Genomic DNA, 15,919 nt, shown 5'->3' with positions numbered 1-15,919 from the left:
CTGGTCGGATCGACTTTGTGTTTCGTGAGAAATTTTCAGGCATCAACCGAAGGGATTTCCGCCGCCCATCAGGCCGCCAAGCCCGCCGCGCATCATGCCCTTCTTGCCCATCTTCTGGACCCGCTTCATCACGCGGGTCGCATCCTTGTGCTGCTTCAGCAGCTTGTTCACTTCCTGCACCGTGGTGCCCGAGCCGGCGGCGATGCGCTGCTTGCGCGAGGCCTTGATGATCTCCGGCTTCTGGCGCTCCTTGGGTGTCATGGAGGACAGCACCGCCAGCTGACGCTTGACCATGCCGTCGTCCAGCTTGGCGTTCTTGATCTGCTGCATCTGCGCCGAGTTCATGCCCGGCAGCATGCCCATCATGCTGGAGAGGCCGCCCATCTTCTGCATCTGCTGCAGCTGCTTGGCGAAGTCGTCCAGGTCGAAGGTGCCCTTCTGCAGCTTCTTGGCCAGCTTCTCGGCTTCTTCGGCCTCGATGGTCTCGGCCGCCTTCTCGACCAGTGAGACCACGTCGCCCATGCCGAGGATGCGCGAGGCCACGCGGTCCGGGTGGAAGCCCTCCAGGGCGTCGAGCTTTTCGCCGACACCGATCAGCTTGATGGGGCAGCCGGTGACCGCGCGCATGGACAGCGCCGCGCCGCCGCGCGCGTCGCCGTCGACGCGGGTCAGCACGATACCCGTGAGGTCGACCCGCTCCTTGAAGGCGCTGGCCACGGTGACCGCGTCCTGGCCCGTCATCGCGTCGGCGACCAGCAGGCTCTCGTGCGGCTTGGCGGCATCGCGCACCGCCGCCACCTCGGCCATCAGCTCCTCGTCGATGGCCAGGCGCCCGGCGGTGTCCAGCATGACCACGTCGTAGCCTTCCAGGGCGCCGGTCTGCATGGCGCGCCTGGCGATGGCCACCGGCGGCTCGCCGGGCACGATGGGCAGGGTGGCGACCAGGGCCTGCTCGCCCAGCACCTTCAGCTGCTCCTGCGCGGCCGGGCGGCGCACGTCGAGGGAGGCCATGAGGACCTTCTTCTTCTCACGCTCCTGCAGGCGCTTGGCGATCTTGGCGCAGCTGGTGGTCTTACCGGAGCCTTGCAGGCCGACCAGCATGATGCCGACCGGCGGGGTGGCGCGCAGGTCGATGCCGACGCTCTCGCTGCCCAGGGTCTCGACCAGGTGGTCGTGGACGATCTTGACCACCATCTGGCCCGGGGTGACCGAGCGCAGGACCTCCTGGCCGACCGCCTTCTCGCGCACGCCCTCGACGAAGTCCTTCACCACCGGCAGGGCGACGTCGGCCTCCAGCAGGGCCACGCGCACCTCGCGCAGGGCGGCCGTGACGTCCGCCTCGCTGAGCGCGCCGCGGCGCGTCAGCTTGTCGAGGACGCCTGAAAGCCGTTCTTGAAGGCTATCGAACATCGGGTCGGATCGGTCCTAATCTCTTTCTTCAGCAGGCAAACGCGCTTCGCGCCAGTGCGCGAATCTCGCGGACTGGCGGGGCCGCCCCAAGCATATGGGGCTTTGAGCCGGTCAAGTCACCTTGGCCTGAATGGCGCGGAACTTAAGGGGCCGGGCGGCCCAGGTCAAGCCCGGGAATCCGGCTAAAACCCGGATCCCCGGAAACGAAAACGGCCGCCCTTGCCTAGCCCGCCGGGGCGCAGGCCCCGGAAACGAAAACGGCCGCCCTTGCCTGGCCCGCCGGGGCGCAGGCCCCGGAAACGAAAACGGCCGCCCTTACCTGGGCGGCCGGATCGAAAAGCTTTTCGGTCTTTTCGGGACTTTCGGCTCTGGAGCTTAGTCAGCGGCCTGGATGTTCACCGCCTTGGGGCCGCGCGGGTCGGCCTGGACTTCGAAGCTCACCTTCTGGCCTTCGACCAGCGGGCCCATGCCCGAACGCTCGACGGCGGAGATGTGGACGAAAACGTCCTTGGAGCCGTCCTCGGGCGCGATGAAACCAAAGCCCTTGGTGGTGTTAAAAAACTTCACGGTTCCCGTGATCATGGTCTGGGTCTTCCTTCGAACTTCAACGTAGTACGTCCCGGGACATTGCCGCCCGGGCCGGGTGAAGGCACAAGGATGTCGGGGAAGACTCAGGGACGGAAGTTCACCGGGGTAGGCCAAGAGCCTTAAGCGATGTACCGAGCCTGCGGCTTCTGACCTTCCATGTCCGTCACCGCGTTAACACCTAGATTGACTAGCGCCGGAAATCAACATGAATCACACGATTTTTACCCGCTAATCCAAAAGGATAAGGCCACTTTATTGCCCCTTGATGGAGCAAAAGCCCCAAATTCTCCCGTGAATCGCTTCCGTAGAGCAGCCCGCGCCGGGAACAACTTTTCCGTTAGGACACCATGCCGGGCGCAATGTGCGGCAGGCAGCGGGCCGCCCCGGCCCCTGCCCGCTGCACTCTATTGCGTGTTCTATTGCGTGTTCTGCGGTGCCGCTCTCTGTTCGGCCAGCGCCAGGCGCAGGTCGCGGACCATGACCTCCACCTCGCCGGTGAGCGCGGCGACGGCGCGGGCCTCTGCCTCGCGGCGCGCCGAGTCATGGGCGTCGTAGCTGTCGCTGACGGTCGTCAGGCGGTGGCTCGGCTTCTCCGCGACGGCCGAGGCGGTGCCGTAGGTGTAGCCGTTGCGCACGTCGACCAGGACCGCCTGGGCAAAGCCCTCGGCCTCGACGTTCTCGGTCGGCAGGAAGAAGCCGATGAGGGCCAGCTTGGTCAGCCCCAGCGGGTTGCTGCTCTCCTCCGAGCGTCCGAAGGTCTCGTAAATCAGCACCGCATCGACGTGCAGGCGCGCCGCGCCGAGGCGGATACGCCGCACTGTCTCCGACAGGCCGCTGCGGTAGGTCCGGGTTCCGTCATGCCCCACGACCGCCCGCTCGTCCGGCGTGGCCAGGGCGGCGATCAGCGGTGAGATCGGCACGAACTCGCCGTAGCCGCTGCCCAGACTCTCGGCCAGGCCTTGCCAGGCTGCCGCCTCGGCGGCGGGAACGGGCACCAGGCCGCCGTGGTCGATGCGCGCCAGGCCGAGGCGGGCGGGAAAGCGCAGCTGCGGCTCGATGTTCGCCGCGGCGGCGATCTCGGCGTCCACGGTCCCGGCGGGCCCGGAATAGGCGGCGGGCGCGGCGCCGGGTTGCGAAGCGGCCGCCGGCGCAGAGGCGCTGCCGTAGCCTTCCAGGTAGCGGCTGCCGGAGGTGGTCTGGACAGTGTTGCCGCAGGCCGCCAGCAGGACGGTGAGGCCGGCCGTCAGGGCCAGCGAAATCAGACGTTTCATGATCGCGTTTTCCCCCAGGGGTCGGGGCGCGGACCCCCTGCCCGCGCGCAGAACGTCATCCTGGGGGCAAAAAAGCGCCGCATGAGGGCGGGACCGTGGCGGTTTTGGGGCAAGGCGCACAGGGCAGCCCCGCGCCGGTCTCCCTGGACTTATCGGCCCCCGCGGCCATATAACCCCGCTATGAGCAGCCGCCCCTTCATCAAGATGCACGGGCTGGGCAACGACTTCGTGGTCGTGGACGCCCGGACCGAGCCCTTTCCGCTGACGGACGCTTTGGCCCAGGCCATCGCCGACCGGCGCGAAGGCGTGGGCTGCGACCAGCTTCTCATCCTGGAGCCGCCGACGGGCGCCGGCGCCGACGTCTTCATGCGTATCCGCAATCACGACGGCGGCGAGGTCGGGGCCTGCGGGAACGGCACGCGCTGCGTCGCCGCCCTGGTCATGGGCGAGCTGGGGCGCGAGGCGATCACCATCGAGACCTCTGCCGGCCTGCTGCGGGCCAAGGCGGCCGGCGCGGGGCGGGTCACGGTGGACATGGGCGAGGCGCGGCTCGGCTGGCAGGACATTCCCCTGGCCGAAGAACGCGACACCCTGCACCTGGGCATCGACAACGGCCCCCTAGCCGACCCGGTGGGCGTCAACATGGGGAACCCCCACGCGGTCTTCTTCGTCGAGGACGTGGAGAAGCTGCCGCTGGCGGAACTGGGCCCGGCCCTGGAGCACCATCCCCTCTTCCCCGAGCGCGCCAACATCGGCGCCGCCGAAGTCATCGGAGAGAACAGGCTGCGCCTGCGCGTCTGGGAGCGCGGCGTCGGCGAGACCCGCGCCTGCGGCACCGGCGCCTGCGCCGCCGCCGTGGCCGCCGCGCGCCGCGGGCTCACCGGCCGCAAGGTGGAAGTGGTGCTGACCGGCGGGCCGCTCAGCGTCCACTGGCTGGAGAACGGCCACGTGGAGATGACCGGGCCGGTGGCGACCTCCTTTCACGGCGTGCTGAACGGGGAGTTCTCGGCGTGACTTCGCCCCGCATCCTCACTTTCGGCTGCCGCCTCAACGCCTATGAGTCGGAGGTCATGCGCGGCCACGCCGAGGCGGCGGGCCTCACCGACGCGATCATCGTGAACACCTGCGCCGTGACCGGCGAGGCCGAGCGCCAGGCGCGCCAGGCGATCCGCAAGGCAAGGCGCGAAAACCCGGAAGCGCGCATCATCGTCACCGGCTGCGCCGCGCAGATCGACCCCGCGGGCTTCGCCGCCATGACGGAAGTCGACCGGGTCATCGGCAACGAGGAAAAGCTGAAGGCCGAAAGCTTCCTCGAGGAAGACGCCCCGCGCGTCGCGGTCAACGACATCATGGCCGTCACCGAGACGGCGCCGCAGCTGATCGACGGCTTCGCCGAGCGCACCCGCGCCTTCGTGCAGGTGCAGCAGGGCTGCGACCACCGCTGCACCTTCTGCATCATCCCCTACGGGCGCGGCAACAGCCGCTCGGTGCCGCTGGGCGAGGTGGTGCGCCAGGTGCGCAATCTCGTCGACCAGGGCACCGCCGAGGTGGTGCTGACCGGCGTCGACGTCACCTCCTACGGCGGCGACCTGCCGGGCACCCCGAAGCTTGGCCAGATGGTCCGCCGCCTGCTGGCCCAGGTGCCGGGGCTGAAGCGCCTGCGCCTCTCCTCGATCGACGCCATCGAGCTGGACCCGGACCTCAAGCGCCTGGTCGCCGAGGAGCCGCGCCTCATGCCGCACCTGCACCTCTCGCTGCAGGCCGGCGACGACATGATCCTGAAGCGCATGAAGCGCCGCCATTCGCGCGCCGAAGCCGTGGCGCTTTGCGAAGAGCTGCGGGCGCTGCGTCCCGACGTGGTCTTCGGCGCCGACCTCATCGCCGGCTTCCCGACCGAGACGGAAGAGATGTTCGCGAACACTCTGAAGCTGGTCGAGGACTGCGGGCTCACCTACCTGCACGTCTTTCCCTATTCGGCGCGCAAGGGCACCCCGGCGGCAAAGATGCCGCAGCTGCCCATGGCCGTGCGCAAGGAACGCGCGGCGCGGCTGCGGGCGGCGGGCGAAGCGGCGCTGGACCGCTTCCTCGAGTCACAGATCGGGCGGACGGCCGCCGTCCTCATCGAAAAGCAGGAAGCCGACGGGCGTTTCCTCGGCCGCAGCGAGACCTTCGCGCCGCTGCTGCTGGACAGTGCCGAGATCGGCGCCGTCATCGAGGTCACCATTACCGGGCGCGAGGGCGACAACCTGCTCGCGGTTCCCCTGCAACAGAAACTGTCCCCCGCAGCGTGAGTGATACCACCCAAGAGAAAAAGGGCGGCTGGTTCCAGCGCCTGAAAGCCGGGCTGACCCGTTCGTCCTCCAAGCTGGGCGACGGCATCTCCGGCATCTTCACCAAGCGCAAGCTGGACGACCAGGCGCTGGAGGAGCTGGAAGAACTGCTCATCACCGCCGACCTGGGCGTGACCACGGCGGCGCGGCTGACCGCCAACCTGGCCAAGACCCGCTTCGACAAGGACGTCGATCCCGAGGAGGTGCGCGAGGCCCTGGCCGAGGACATTGCCGGCATCCTCGAGCCGGTGGCCCGGCCCCTGGCGCTCGATCCGGCGAAGAAGCCCAACGTGGTCCTCGTGGTCGGCGTCAACGGCTCGGGCAAGACGACCACCATCGGCAAGCTGGCGACCCACTACCGCCGCGAAGGATTGTCCGTGCGCCTGGCCGCCGGCGACACCTTCCGCGCCGCCGCCATCGAGCAATTGAAGATCTGGGGCGAGCGCAGCGGCTGCGCCGTGGTCGCCGGCAAGCAGGGCGCCGATGCGGCGGGCCTCGCCTTCGAGGCGGTCGAGCAGGCCAAGGCCGCCGGCGACGACCTGCTGCTGATCGACACCGCCGGGCGTCTGCACAACAAGGCCGAGTTGATGGCCGAGCTGCAGAAGATCGCGCGCGTCATCAAGAAGGTCGAGCCCCAGGCGCCCCATCACGTGGTGCTGGTGCTCGACGCCACCACCGGCCAGAACGCCCTGACCCAGGTCGGCACCTTCAAGGAGCTGGTCGAGGTCACCGGCCTGGTGGTCACCAAGCTGGACGGCTCGGCGCGCGGCGGCGTGCTCGTCGCCCTGGCCGAGAAGTTCGGCCTGCCGGTCCACGTGATCGGCGTCGGTGAAGGCGCCGAGGACTTCCGCCCCTTCACCGCCCGCGACTTCGCCCGCGCCCTGGTGGGGCTGGATCAGAACAAGTAAGCCAAGCGCGGCCTTTGACGCAGGCGTCCTTTGATGCAAGGTAGTCATGCCAGATCGGCACTGACATCTTTGGGGCGCCCACCTTGAGATTCCTCACCATCACCGTCATCGCACTGATAGCCTTGCTGACTGCTTGTGCCAGTGCTCAAGAGGGCGGGTCTCCGGGCGACGACCTGTCGACCGCAGAGACTTTGCTCGGTTACCAGGATACGATCCTGCCGCTGCCGGTGCTGACGGAACCCGGCGACGTGCTTTACGTCGATCCAATCTGGGCAATCGAAGTTGTCGAGATTCTGGCCGACGGTCGCCTCGTCGCCGGCAAACCCTCATACGTCTTACTGGATTATTTGAACGTAGAGCCGGTCACCGCACAGGGCGGCACCTTCATTTATAAAGTCAGATCGGATTCCCTGCTTTTTGGCCAGTTCACACCGGATGGCCTCGGTTACTCACTCGTCGAGTATTCAGTGCCGGAAGATGCCAAGGTTTTGGAGATCCGCTACCGGCTGGTGCCCCACGAAAGCGATCCGGAACCGCGTATCTACACCCTGACGGCGCGCCGCGTCGGATAAGCGGCTTCGCCGCCTGGACGAGTAACCGCGCCCCAACGAGCGATTGACCTCGTGCTTCGAGACGCGCGCTGCCGCGCGCTCCTCAGCATGAGGTCAATTTCTGACATGGAGTTACCTCACCCTGAGGAGCGGACCGCGCGGTTCGCGTCTCGAAGGGCGAGGTAACGGTCCGCCTTACGCCGCCGCCTCGAACGGCGTCTTGGGGCCCGGCGGGATCAGCGCGGGGTTGGTGACGCCCAGGTCGTCGTAGTAGTGGCGCTTCACGTGGTTCAGCTTCACCGTCGCGGCGGCGCCGGGCCAGTCGTAGAGGCGCTGCGTGTGCGCCTGCAGCTTCGGATAGTCCGACAGGCTCTTGAGGTTCACCTTCAAGGCCCCGGCGTAGACCGCATCCAGGCGCACCAGCGTCGGGAACAGCAGCCAGTCGGCCTCGGTGGCGCACTTGCCCAGCAGGTAGGGCCGGCCGTCGTCGAACAGTCCTTCCAGGTGGTCCAGGGCGGCGAAGAACTCCGCGACCGCGGCGTCGAATGAACTCTGGTCGGCGGCGAAGCCGGCCTTGTAGACGCCGCCGTTCACCTTGCGGCGGATGAAGCCGCCCAGGGCGTCGATGTCGTCGCGCAGGCGCGCCGGATAGAACGTCGTGTCGTTTTCGCGCAGGCCGGCGAAGCCGAGGTCCAGCATGCGCATGATGTCGGCGGATTCCGTGCTGACGATGGTCCGGGTCTCGCTGTCCCACAGCACCGGCACCGTCACCTTGCCGGTGAAGTCCGGCGCCGCCTTCACGTAAAGCTGCCACAGCGCCTTGACCCCGTTCGCGCCGTCCGTCGTCACCTCGGGAAAGCAGGGATCGGGCGTGAAGGTCCAGCCGTCGGGGCCGCTCCAGCGCGGATGCGCCACCCACATCGGCAGCACTTCTTCCAGGCCCAGCAGCGCGCGGTAGAGGATGGTGCGGTGGGCGAAGGGGCAGGCGTAGGAGACGTAGAGGTGATAGCGCCCGCGCGCGGCGGGAAAGGCCGCCGCCGGATCGGCGTTGACCCAGTGATGGAAAAGATCGTCCGGCTGGGCGGCGCGGGCGGCGTCGTAGGCGGCGCGGTCCTCGACCGGGGAATGCCAGGCGCCGTTGATCAGGGCTTTCATGTTCTAGGACCTCCCTAAAAAGAAAGGCCGCGTACTGCCGATGCTTGGGGGAAGCAGGGGGGTGGCAGCACGCGGCCCCAGGTGTGCGACTTAGGGTGTTCCCGCTTGGGACAAGGGGACGTTTGTCTCGGAACGCCGCGTCAGGCCACCGCCCTGCGCGCCGCGCGCTGGGCTGCCGTCAGCGGAACGTTGACCGCGTAGGCGCCGGCGCCCAGCAGGGCCTGCACGGCGACCGCGACGATCAGGAACAGCGGGTATTCCCAGCCGCCGCCCTCGTTGGAAAAGACCCAGCCGTTGCCGGCGTGGAACCAGACGGCACCGACCAGGACCGGCAGCACGCCGAGCGCGACCAGGCGCACCTGGATGCCGAGGATCAGGGCGATGCCGCCGGCGACCTCCGCCAGGATGGTCAGGTAGGCGAAGACCCCGGGCAGGCCGATGGACTCGTAGAAGCCGACGGTGCCGGGCACGGTAAAGACAATGACCTTCAGGTAGAGGCTGTGGGCCAGGAACATGACGCCCAGGGCGATCCGCAGGACCAGGGCGGCGTAAGGCGCGGTTTTGCTATCGATCATGATGCTTCTCCTCTTCGCGCGACGTCCGCTGGGGGTGGATCGCGGCGTCTTGTGGTGCGGAGAGAGATATGTTTTGCTTTCACGCAAGTCGATCATCGATGAACGCAAAATTCTATTGCATCTACGCAAACGCCCGCCCGCGGAGCCCGGCGCCCATGAGCCCCACCCCCGACATCACCGGCGACCTGCGCACCCTGCTGGCCATCGCCCGCGAAGGCACCCTGGCCGGCGCGGCCCGGCGCCTGAGGGTCAACCACTCCACGGTGTTCCGGCGCCTGGGCACCATCGAGGCGCGCCTCGGCACCCGCCTCTTCGAGCGCCAGGGCGGCAACTACGTCACCACCACCGCCGGCGAGGACCTGCTGCGCACCGCCGAGCGGGTCGAGGCCGAGGTGGAGGCGCTGGAGCGCCGGCTCAGCGGCCAGGACCTGCGGTTGACCGGCTCGCTGCGGCTGACCGCGCCGGACGACCTCGCCGAGGTGATCGTGTTGCCGGTCCTGAAGACCTTCAGCCAGCGCTACCCGGATATCACGGTGGAACTCATCGTCGACAACCGCATGCTGAACCTGACCCGCCGTGAGGCCGACATCGCCGTGCGGCCCACGCGGCGCCCGCCGGAGACCCTGGCCGGGCGCCGCATCGCCAAGGTGGCCAGCGCCGTCTACGCCGCCGCCAGCGCAGCGGCCGGAAAGCGCTGGGCCGATCAGCGCTGGGTTGCCTGGGAGGAAGGTGCCGGGCCGCCACTTTGGGTGCGCTGGCTGAACGACAACACGGACCGCCATGCCATCGCCTACCGCTCCAACTCCCTGCTCAACCAAGCCAGCGCCGTACGCGCCGGACTCGGCCTGGGGCTGCTTCCCTGCTTCCTGGGCGACAGCGATGAAGGATTGCAGCGCGTCGCCCCGCCGCCACCCGAACTCAACACCGAACTTTGGCTGCTGACCCACCCGGACCTGCAGCGCACCGCGCGCATCCGCGTCCTGCTTGACCTGCTCTACGACCGGCTGCGTCACCAGCGCGCCCTCTTCGAAGGCGACCTGGGCGCCACCGCGGAAGGGTGATCGCGCGCGCCTGCCTCTTGCGGCTTGCGGCAAGTTCAGCGGTCGAGCAGCCGTTCCTCGAAGGTGGCGTCGGTCTCCGCGCAGGGCCGGTAGATCGACAGGGCATAGGCCACCGCGCCGTCGCCCTTCAGCACCGCGCGCGCCGGGTTGGCCTCCAGGTGCCGGCGCACCACCTCCACCAACTCCTCCAGGCTTTCGTTGCCCTTGAGACAGGCCTGCAGACCGTCGATCCGCGCCGAGGCGCCGCCCAGCATGTCGGCCACCGCCATGACGTAGCCGGCGCAGCGCGCCCGGGCCACGGGCTCGGTTGAGTTGCAGTCTTCCAGCAGCTCGGCGCCGCTGCGATAGCGCGGCCGCTCGTGCGCGAAAAGCGGATCGGCGGCCCTGGCGGGCGCGCCCTGCAGCAGCAGGCCCAAGACAATCGGCCCGAACCAAGCCTTGCAGATCTTCACGGCACGGCCTCCTTTCACTCCCCCTTCGCGAAGCGGCGCGGCTAGGGGTGGCTGAGCCCGCCGTCCTCCCCCGGGGGGTTGCCGCGCGGCGCGAAGACCGGCTGGTCGCGCACTGCGCGATAGTCCTCGAGCGCCCAGCGTACCGAGGGAAAGGCGAGCTGGTCCCAGGGAATTGCCTTCCAGTCGAAGAGGTCCAGCTCCAGGGTCTCCGGCCCTGCCGCCACCTCCGGCGTTGCCAGGCGCGCCCGGAAGATGAGCTGGATCTGGGAGATCCGCGGGATCGAGTAGACCGCCAGCAGCTGGTCGATCTCCAGGCGGGCGCGGGCCTCCTCCCAGGCTTCGCGGCGCGCGCCTTCGGCCGCCTCCTCGTGCAGCTCCAGATAGCCCGCCGGCAGGGTCCAGAAGCCGCGCCGCGGCTCTATGGCGCGGCGGCACAGCAGGATCCTGTCCTCCCAGGCGGCGACCGAGCCGACGACGATCTTGGGGTTCTCGTAGTTGACGAAGCCGCAGTCGGAACAGACCAGGCGCGTGCGGTCGTCGCCTTCCGGCACCCGCCGCTCGAAGCGCGCAGCGGGCGCGTCGCCGCCGCCGGCGGGGTCCTTCTTCAGATCGTCGGAAGCGCCCATGGCGCTACTGTGGCGCAGCGCAGGCGGCACGACAAGGAAGCGGAAGGACAGGGAAAGAGGATCAGACCTTGAGGTCGAGGAAGCTGCCGCGCGGGATATCCTTGGCGACCCCCAAGTCGCGGCCTGGGTCGCGGCCGGGGTCGCGGCCGGGGCTGGCGCCGTCGAAGGCCGCCGCCGGCTCCACCGCCGACTTCTCCAGCGGCGCGCCGCCGGCCGCGCCGGTCACGGCATCGCCTGCCGGGGCCGCCGTGGCGCCGGCCGCAGGGGCCGTCCCGCCGGCCGCGGAGGCGCCCGGCGAATCGAGGCCCAGGGTCTTCAACGTCGCCAGGGAGAACGGCGAGGAGGAGGAGCAGGATCCGATAGACATGATCCCAGTATTTTCGCTGCCCGGTTAAAGCCGGGTAAATCCCTACCCGCTCTCCGAGTACCCGTTATAGTAGAGTTCATAATCAATTCTTCATTCTACTTAATCACACTAGCTAAGCGACGGAGGTCGCCCCCCGCCGACCGCCCCGCCCCTGGCCGGCACCCCGGCGAGGATTCGAGCGCTGTACATAACTGTTTGAAATTCATGAATGTTTTCGAACACCACAGGCGACGTTAGCGACGCCGACAGACGGTGGAAAGGGTGCAGGTCACTAGGTCGTAACATTCGTAGAGGCCTAATTCCTGGCAACAGGGTGATTACTTCGAGCTTTCCAAGGCAAGCAGCTAGAAGAAATAAAGATCAACCTTCACATTGTTTTTACCTTAATTTATTATTTCTTGCAGGGGAGCGGTCGTCTTGTCCGAATCGATATTGAGACCCGGCAGAAAAAAAACAGCGCCGGGCCGCAGGTGGGGGTGCTCGTGGTGAGGGCCCCGCAAAGGTTGGGCAGGGCGACCGGGGATATCGGGAAGGGCTGAATGAACGATCAGGATCAAGATCTTCATTCTCTGTTGCAGCTTGCGCTGGACAAGTCGATCGAGGGTCGCGAACAGCTGACGACGCGCATCGCGCAGCTTTCCCTCGAGCGCGAGCACATGTTGAGCGATCAGGAACGCGACCTGATGTTCGACATCCTCGACAAGCTGATCCACGAGTTCGAAGTCCCGATCCGCCAGCGTCTGGCCGAGCGCCTGTCCCGCAACGCGGCCGCCCCCCACGCCCTGATCGTCGCCCTGGCCAACGACGACTTCGCCGTCGCCCAGCCGGTGCTGCTGCGCTCCACCCTGCTGTCGGACGAAGAGCTGATCCGCATCATCCAGCACCGCAGCCGCCAGCATCAGATCGCCATCGCGCGGCGCCGCGACCTCAGCGAGGCCGTCTCCGACGAGCTCGTGAACACCCAGGACAGTGACGTCATTACCGCCCTGCTGGAAAACCACAGCGCGCGCATCTCCAAGGCCACGCTGGCCTATCTGGCCGAGCAGGCCGAGCACATCGACACCTATCAGGAACCGCTGGTGCGCCGCCAGGACCTGACCGCCGAGCTGGCGGGCCGGCTCTACTGGGTGGTCGCCGCCAGCCTGCGCAACGAGATCCTGCAGAACTACGACATTCATCCCACCGACCTGGACGACGCTCTGGAAAGCAGTGTGCAGGAAACGGTGGAAGAGTCGCGCAACGGCAACGGCGGTGGCGACAACATGGAGAAGACCGCCGCCGAGCTGGCCCGCTCCATGGCGGCCGAACGCCCGGTCAATGCCGCGCTGCTCGTCAAGACGCTGCGTCAGGGGCAGGTGCCCCTCTTCGAGGCTCTTTTCGAGGAATGGACCAAGATTTCCATGCCGAGGCGTGCTGAGGTACTCTACGGCCCCGGCGGCGAGGGCCTGGCCATCGCCTGCCTGGCTTTGGGGGTTTCGAAGCAGGATTTCGCAACGCTTTTCCTGTTGAGCCGCAGCGCCGGCTCCGGTGGGCAGAAGACCTCGCCGGGCGACCTGGCGCGGGCGACACGGCTGTTCGACAGGACCAAGCGCGAAGACGCTCAGCATGTTCTGCGCTCCTGGCAGCGTGACCCGGGCTTCCAGGCCGCCGTGCAGGATCTGGAGATGAACAAGGTGCGACGTACTGTCGTCAAGCAAGGCAGGGGTTAAGCTGGACCGGTGACCACGGATGTAGGCAAACCCAAGATGGTGGCGCGCAACGCCGAGTCCGGCGGGGCACCGAAGACGGTATCCCTGCCCAAGACCGCGGCGATGGACACGGCCGGCCACAGCCAGGAGCTCGAGGAGCTGCTGGTGGTCCTGCAGCGCGAGCTGCTGGAGGAAGGGCCGCCGACCTGCATCCTGGACGCCGACGGGCAGATGCTTTACGCGAACAAGGGCTATCACAAGATCGCCGAGGCCCTGGCCGCGGCCGATGCCCTGCCGAGCCAGTCGACCCTGGGCCTGATGCCGCAGAGCGGCGACAGCACGCCCATCGCGGTCAGCCAGGAACACAAGCTGATCATTGAAGGGCGCACCGAGTACTACCGCGCCAAGCGCCGCCCGATCCGCGGCGCCGACGGCGGCATGCGGGCCACCGCCCTGGTCTACGAGCCGACCACCAAACTGAAGGCCACGGCCACCGCCCTGGTGCAGGCCACCACGCGCCTGGACGACACCACGCGGCTGGTTTCCGACTGGGTGTGGGAGACCGACCGGGAGCTGATCCTGACCTTCGTCTCGCCGCGCGTGCACGACGCGCTGGGCTATCACCCGCGCGAGATCATCGGCCGCTCGCTGAACGACCTGCCCCAGGAGCGCACGCCCAAGCTGCTGTCCCTGGCCACCAGCGAACGCCACACGCCCTTCCGCGACATCGAGATCGAGGTCAAGCACCGCAACGGCGAGGCCTTGCTGTTCCGCCTCAACGGCCTGCCGGTCTACTGCCCGGACAGCGGCAACTTCCTCGGCTACCGCGGCACGGCGGAGAACATCACCGCCCTGCGCCAGCGCGAAGACGCCCTGATCAGCGCCAAGGAAAGCGCCGAGCTGGCCAACCGCGCCAAGACCGAGTTCCTGGCCAACATGAGCCACGAGCTGCGCACCCCGCTGAACGCCGTCATCGGCTTCTCCGAGATCATGGAAAGCGAGCTGCTGGGACCGCTGGGCAGCACCCAGTACAAGAGCTACGCCGCCGACATCCACGAAAGCGCCCAGCACCTGCTGACGCTGATCAACGACATCCTGGACGTCGCCAAGATCGAGGCCGGCGCCCATGAGCTGCGCGATGAGGAGGTCGACCCCTACGACATCGTCAGCGCCGTGGAACGCCTAGTCGCCGAGCGCGCCAAGCGCGCCGAGCTGACGCTCGCCACCCAGCTGCCGGAAGACCTGCCGCGCCTGAGAGCCGACGAGCGCAAGCTGAAGCAGGTACTGCTGAACCTCATGTCCAACGCCATCAAGTTCACGCCCGAAGACGGCAGCGTTACCCTGGCCGCGCACCTGGCGCCCGACGGCAGCTTCATTTTCGAGGTCAGCGACACCGGCATCGGCATTGCGGCGGAGGACATTCCCCGCGCCTTCGCCCCCTTCGAGCAGGTCGACAGCCGCCTCAGCCGCCAGTTCGAGGGTACCGGCCTGGGCCTGCCGCTGTCCGACGGCTTCGTGAAGCTGCACGGCGGGCACCTGAGGCTGGAAAGCCAGCCCGGCGTCGGCACCACGGCCATCGTCGCCCTGCCCGCGAACCGCGTGATCTAAACCCCTCCAGCTTCCCACAGAGCGCCGCCTGCTACGCGCAAGCCGCCAGCTTGCCGCATGGCTGCCTTGCCGCATTGGGTCTTGGCCGCCGCCCGGCGCGACGGCTAGCCTTGAACGCGATGCCTCCTTCGGACTCCTCCTCCACCGCGGCCGCGATGCCCCCCGCACGGCGCTTCGCCTCGCCGCGCGAGGCCGCGTTGGCCGGCCTGCGCGACAGCATCGGTGTACCCATGCTGGTACTGGGCTCGTCCTACCTGGGCTTCGGCTCGCTGGTCGAGGGCGCCGGGCTCGATGTCTGGCTGGGGCTTTTCTCCACCTTCACAGGCTGGGCCCTGCCCGGCCAGATCGTGGTGATCGAGCTCTACAGCCTGGGCTCCTCGCTCTTCGTGGTGGCCGCGGCGGTGGCCATGACCAACGCGCGCCTGCTGCCCATGACCGTCACCCTCATGCCTTACCTGCGCGCGCCGGGCACGCCGCGCTGGCGCTACTACGCCGTCTCCCACTTCGTCGCGGTGACCGCCTGGGCCGCGGCCATGCGGCTTTGTCCGAGCCTGCCGGAGAACCAGCGCCTGCCCTACTTCGCCGGCTTCGGCACCACCTTGTGGTCCATGTGCCTGGTCACCACCGCCACCGGCTACTACCTGGCCGGCGGACTGCCGGGCTTCGTCACCCTGGGCCTGGTCTTCCTCAACCCCATCTACTTCATGCTGGTCTTCGTCGCCGACGCCCGCCACCGCGCGCGCATGCTGGCGCTGGTGATCGGCGCCCTGCTGGGCCCGCCGCTGCACCTGGTCTCCGCCGACTGGGGCCTGCTGATCACCGGGGTTCTGGCCGGCAGCCTCGCCTTTGGCGCCGATCTCCTGCTGCCCTCCAAGACGAAAGGCGGCGGCCATGCCTGAGGCGGAAGCCATGAGCGCGCCCCTTTGGGCCCTGATGCTGATGACCGTCGGCGCGCTGGTGACCTATTTCTGGCGCGCCCTGGGCGTCGCGCTCTCCGGGCGCATCGACACCGCCAGCCGCCTCTTCGAGTGGGTGGCCTGCGTCGCCTACGCCCTGCTGGCCGGACTCATCGCCCGCATGATCCTGCTGCCCAACGGCCCCCTGGCCGAGGCCGCCTCGCCGGACCGCATCGCCGCGGCGGTCATCGCGCTCGCGATCTTCTTCCTCACCCGGCGCAACATCGGCCTGGGCGTGGCCGCCGGGGCCGGTGCCCTGGTGCTGATGAGCTGGGGCCGCGGCTTCTTCTAGCCCCTCCTCCCCGGGCCCCCTTGCGAACCCTGGGGGCCTTGCGCCGGGCCGGGCCGCGCCCTATACCCAAGGGGACGATCC

17 protein-coding genes are annotated in these 15,919 nt (G+C 68.1%); 9 read left to right on the top strand and 8 right to left on the bottom strand.

All coding sequences use genetic code 11. The features are described from left to right. Positions 1-42 precede the first annotated feature (42 nt). The 3 genes from ffh to H7X47_RS02590 form a co-directional block, all read right to left on the bottom strand. On the bottom strand, positions 43-1,410 hold the full coding sequence (gene ffh, locus H7X47_RS02600) for a signal recognition particle protein (RefSeq protein ID WP_193367038.1): 1,368 nt from the start codon (positions 1,408-1,410) through the stop codon (positions 43-45). Positions 1,411-1,785: 375 nt separating this feature from the next. After that, on the bottom strand, positions 1,786-1,992 hold the full coding sequence (locus tag H7X47_RS02595; RefSeq protein WP_193367037.1) for a cold-shock protein: 207 nt from the start codon (positions 1,990-1,992) through the stop codon (positions 1,786-1,788). Between the two features lie 422 nt (positions 1,993-2,414). Beyond that, entirely contained in the window at positions 2,415-3,269 is an 855-nt protein-coding gene (locus tag H7X47_RS02590; protein ID WP_193367036.1) for a hypothetical protein, read from the bottom strand. 180 nt (positions 3,270-3,449) lie between these two features. Between H7X47_RS02590 and dapF the strand changes: the two genes are divergently transcribed. The 4 genes from dapF to H7X47_RS02575 all read left to right on the top strand — a co-directional run bounded on the left by dapF (position 3,450) and on the right by H7X47_RS02575 (position 7,079). Next, positions 3,450-4,283, top strand: coding sequence for a diaminopimelate epimerase (dapF, locus tag H7X47_RS02585; protein ID WP_193367035.1), 834 nt, complete (start codon positions 3,450-3,452; stop codon positions 4,281-4,283). Beyond that, positions 4,280-5,560, top strand: a complete 1,281-nt coding sequence (gene mtaB, locus H7X47_RS25690) for a tRNA (N(6)-L-threonylcarbamoyladenosine(37)-C(2))-methylthiotransferase MtaB (RefSeq protein ID WP_322096442.1) — start codon at positions 4,280-4,282, stop codon at positions 5,558-5,560. The genes dapF and mtaB overlap by 4 nt, the downstream gene beginning before the upstream one ends. Continuing rightward, positions 5,557-6,507: a signal recognition particle-docking protein FtsY gene (gene ftsY, locus H7X47_RS02580; protein WP_319633511.1), complete on the top strand. Its 951-nt coding sequence runs from the start codon at positions 5,557-5,559 to the stop codon at positions 6,505-6,507. Before mtaB ends, ftsY begins: the two co-directional genes overlap by 4 nt. A gap of 83 nt (positions 6,508-6,590) precedes the next feature. Beyond that, a complete protein-coding gene (locus H7X47_RS02575; RefSeq protein ID WP_193367034.1) occupies positions 6,591-7,079 on the top strand; it encodes a hypothetical protein in 489 nt (162 codons plus the stop codon). 174 nt (positions 7,080-7,253) lie between these two features. Here H7X47_RS02575 and H7X47_RS02570 read toward each other — a convergent pair whose 3' ends face one another. Both H7X47_RS02570 and H7X47_RS02565 read right to left on the bottom strand, forming a co-directional pair. Beyond that, positions 7,254-8,213: a glutathione S-transferase C-terminal domain-containing protein gene (locus H7X47_RS02570; RefSeq protein ID WP_193367033.1), complete on the bottom strand. Its 960-nt coding sequence runs from the start codon at positions 8,211-8,213 to the stop codon at positions 7,254-7,256. A gap of 140 nt (positions 8,214-8,353) precedes the next feature. Continuing rightward, positions 8,354-8,788 (bottom strand): DoxX family protein, encoded by a 435-nt coding sequence (locus H7X47_RS02565; RefSeq protein ID WP_193367032.1) that lies wholly within the window; start codon positions 8,786-8,788, stop codon positions 8,354-8,356. Positions 8,789-8,943: 155 nt separating this feature from the next. Between H7X47_RS02565 and H7X47_RS02560 the strand changes: the two genes are divergently transcribed. Further along, on the top strand, positions 8,944-9,849 hold the full coding sequence (locus tag H7X47_RS02560; RefSeq protein ID WP_193367031.1) for a LysR family transcriptional regulator: 906 nt from the start codon (positions 8,944-8,946) through the stop codon (positions 9,847-9,849). 35 nt (positions 9,850-9,884) lie between these two features. On the opposite strand, the gene H7X47_RS02555 is transcribed toward H7X47_RS02560, so the two are convergent. The 3 genes from H7X47_RS02555 to H7X47_RS02545 all read right to left on the bottom strand — a co-directional run bounded on the left by H7X47_RS02555 (position 9,885) and on the right by H7X47_RS02545 (position 11,294). Beyond that, positions 9,885-10,301 (bottom strand): Rap1a/Tai family immunity protein, encoded by a 417-nt coding sequence (locus H7X47_RS02555; protein WP_193367030.1) that lies wholly within the window; start codon positions 10,299-10,301, stop codon positions 9,885-9,887. A 41-nt stretch (positions 10,302-10,342) separates the two neighbouring features. Then, entirely contained in the window at positions 10,343-10,927 is a 585-nt protein-coding gene (locus H7X47_RS02550; protein ID WP_193367029.1) for an NUDIX hydrolase, read from the bottom strand. A gap of 61 nt (positions 10,928-10,988) precedes the next feature. After that, the gene (locus H7X47_RS02545; RefSeq protein WP_193367028.1) at positions 10,989-11,294 is read right to left on the bottom strand and encodes a hypothetical protein; all 306 of its coding nucleotides are present in this window, start codon (positions 11,292-11,294) and stop codon (positions 10,989-10,991) included. Between the two features lie 539 nt (positions 11,295-11,833). Here H7X47_RS02545 and H7X47_RS02540 point away from each other — a divergent pair. From H7X47_RS02540 to H7X47_RS02525, 4 genes are all read left to right on the top strand, one after another. Continuing rightward, complete coding sequence (locus H7X47_RS02540) at positions 11,834-13,003, top strand: DUF2336 domain-containing protein (RefSeq protein ID WP_193367027.1); 1,170 nt, start codon at positions 11,834-11,836, stop codon at positions 13,001-13,003. Between the two features lie 9 nt (positions 13,004-13,012). Beyond that, positions 13,013-14,590 (top strand): PAS domain-containing sensor histidine kinase, encoded by a 1,578-nt coding sequence (locus H7X47_RS02535; protein ID WP_193367026.1) that lies wholly within the window; start codon positions 13,013-13,015, stop codon positions 14,588-14,590. Between the two features lie 119 nt (positions 14,591-14,709). Next, positions 14,710-15,489, top strand: coding sequence for an AzlC family ABC transporter permease (locus tag H7X47_RS02530; protein ID WP_193367523.1), 780 nt, complete (start codon positions 14,710-14,712; stop codon positions 15,487-15,489). A gap of 10 nt (positions 15,490-15,499) precedes the next feature. Then, positions 15,500-15,838 carry an AzlD domain-containing protein gene (locus tag H7X47_RS02525; protein ID WP_227010122.1) on the top strand — a complete coding sequence of 113 codons (339 nt, stop codon included), beginning with the start codon at positions 15,500-15,502 and terminating at the stop codon, positions 15,836-15,838. The last annotated feature ends 81 nt before the right edge of the window (positions 15,839-15,919 follow it).

It is taken from the genome of Pelagibius marinus, from assembly GCF_014925385.1.
Classification (GTDB): domain Bacteria; phylum Pseudomonadota; class Alphaproteobacteria; order Kiloniellales; family Kiloniellaceae; genus Pelagibius; species Pelagibius marinus.
The sequence above is the reverse complement of the archived record's forward strand: the minus strand, read 5'-3'. Positions and strand labels throughout refer to the sequence as shown.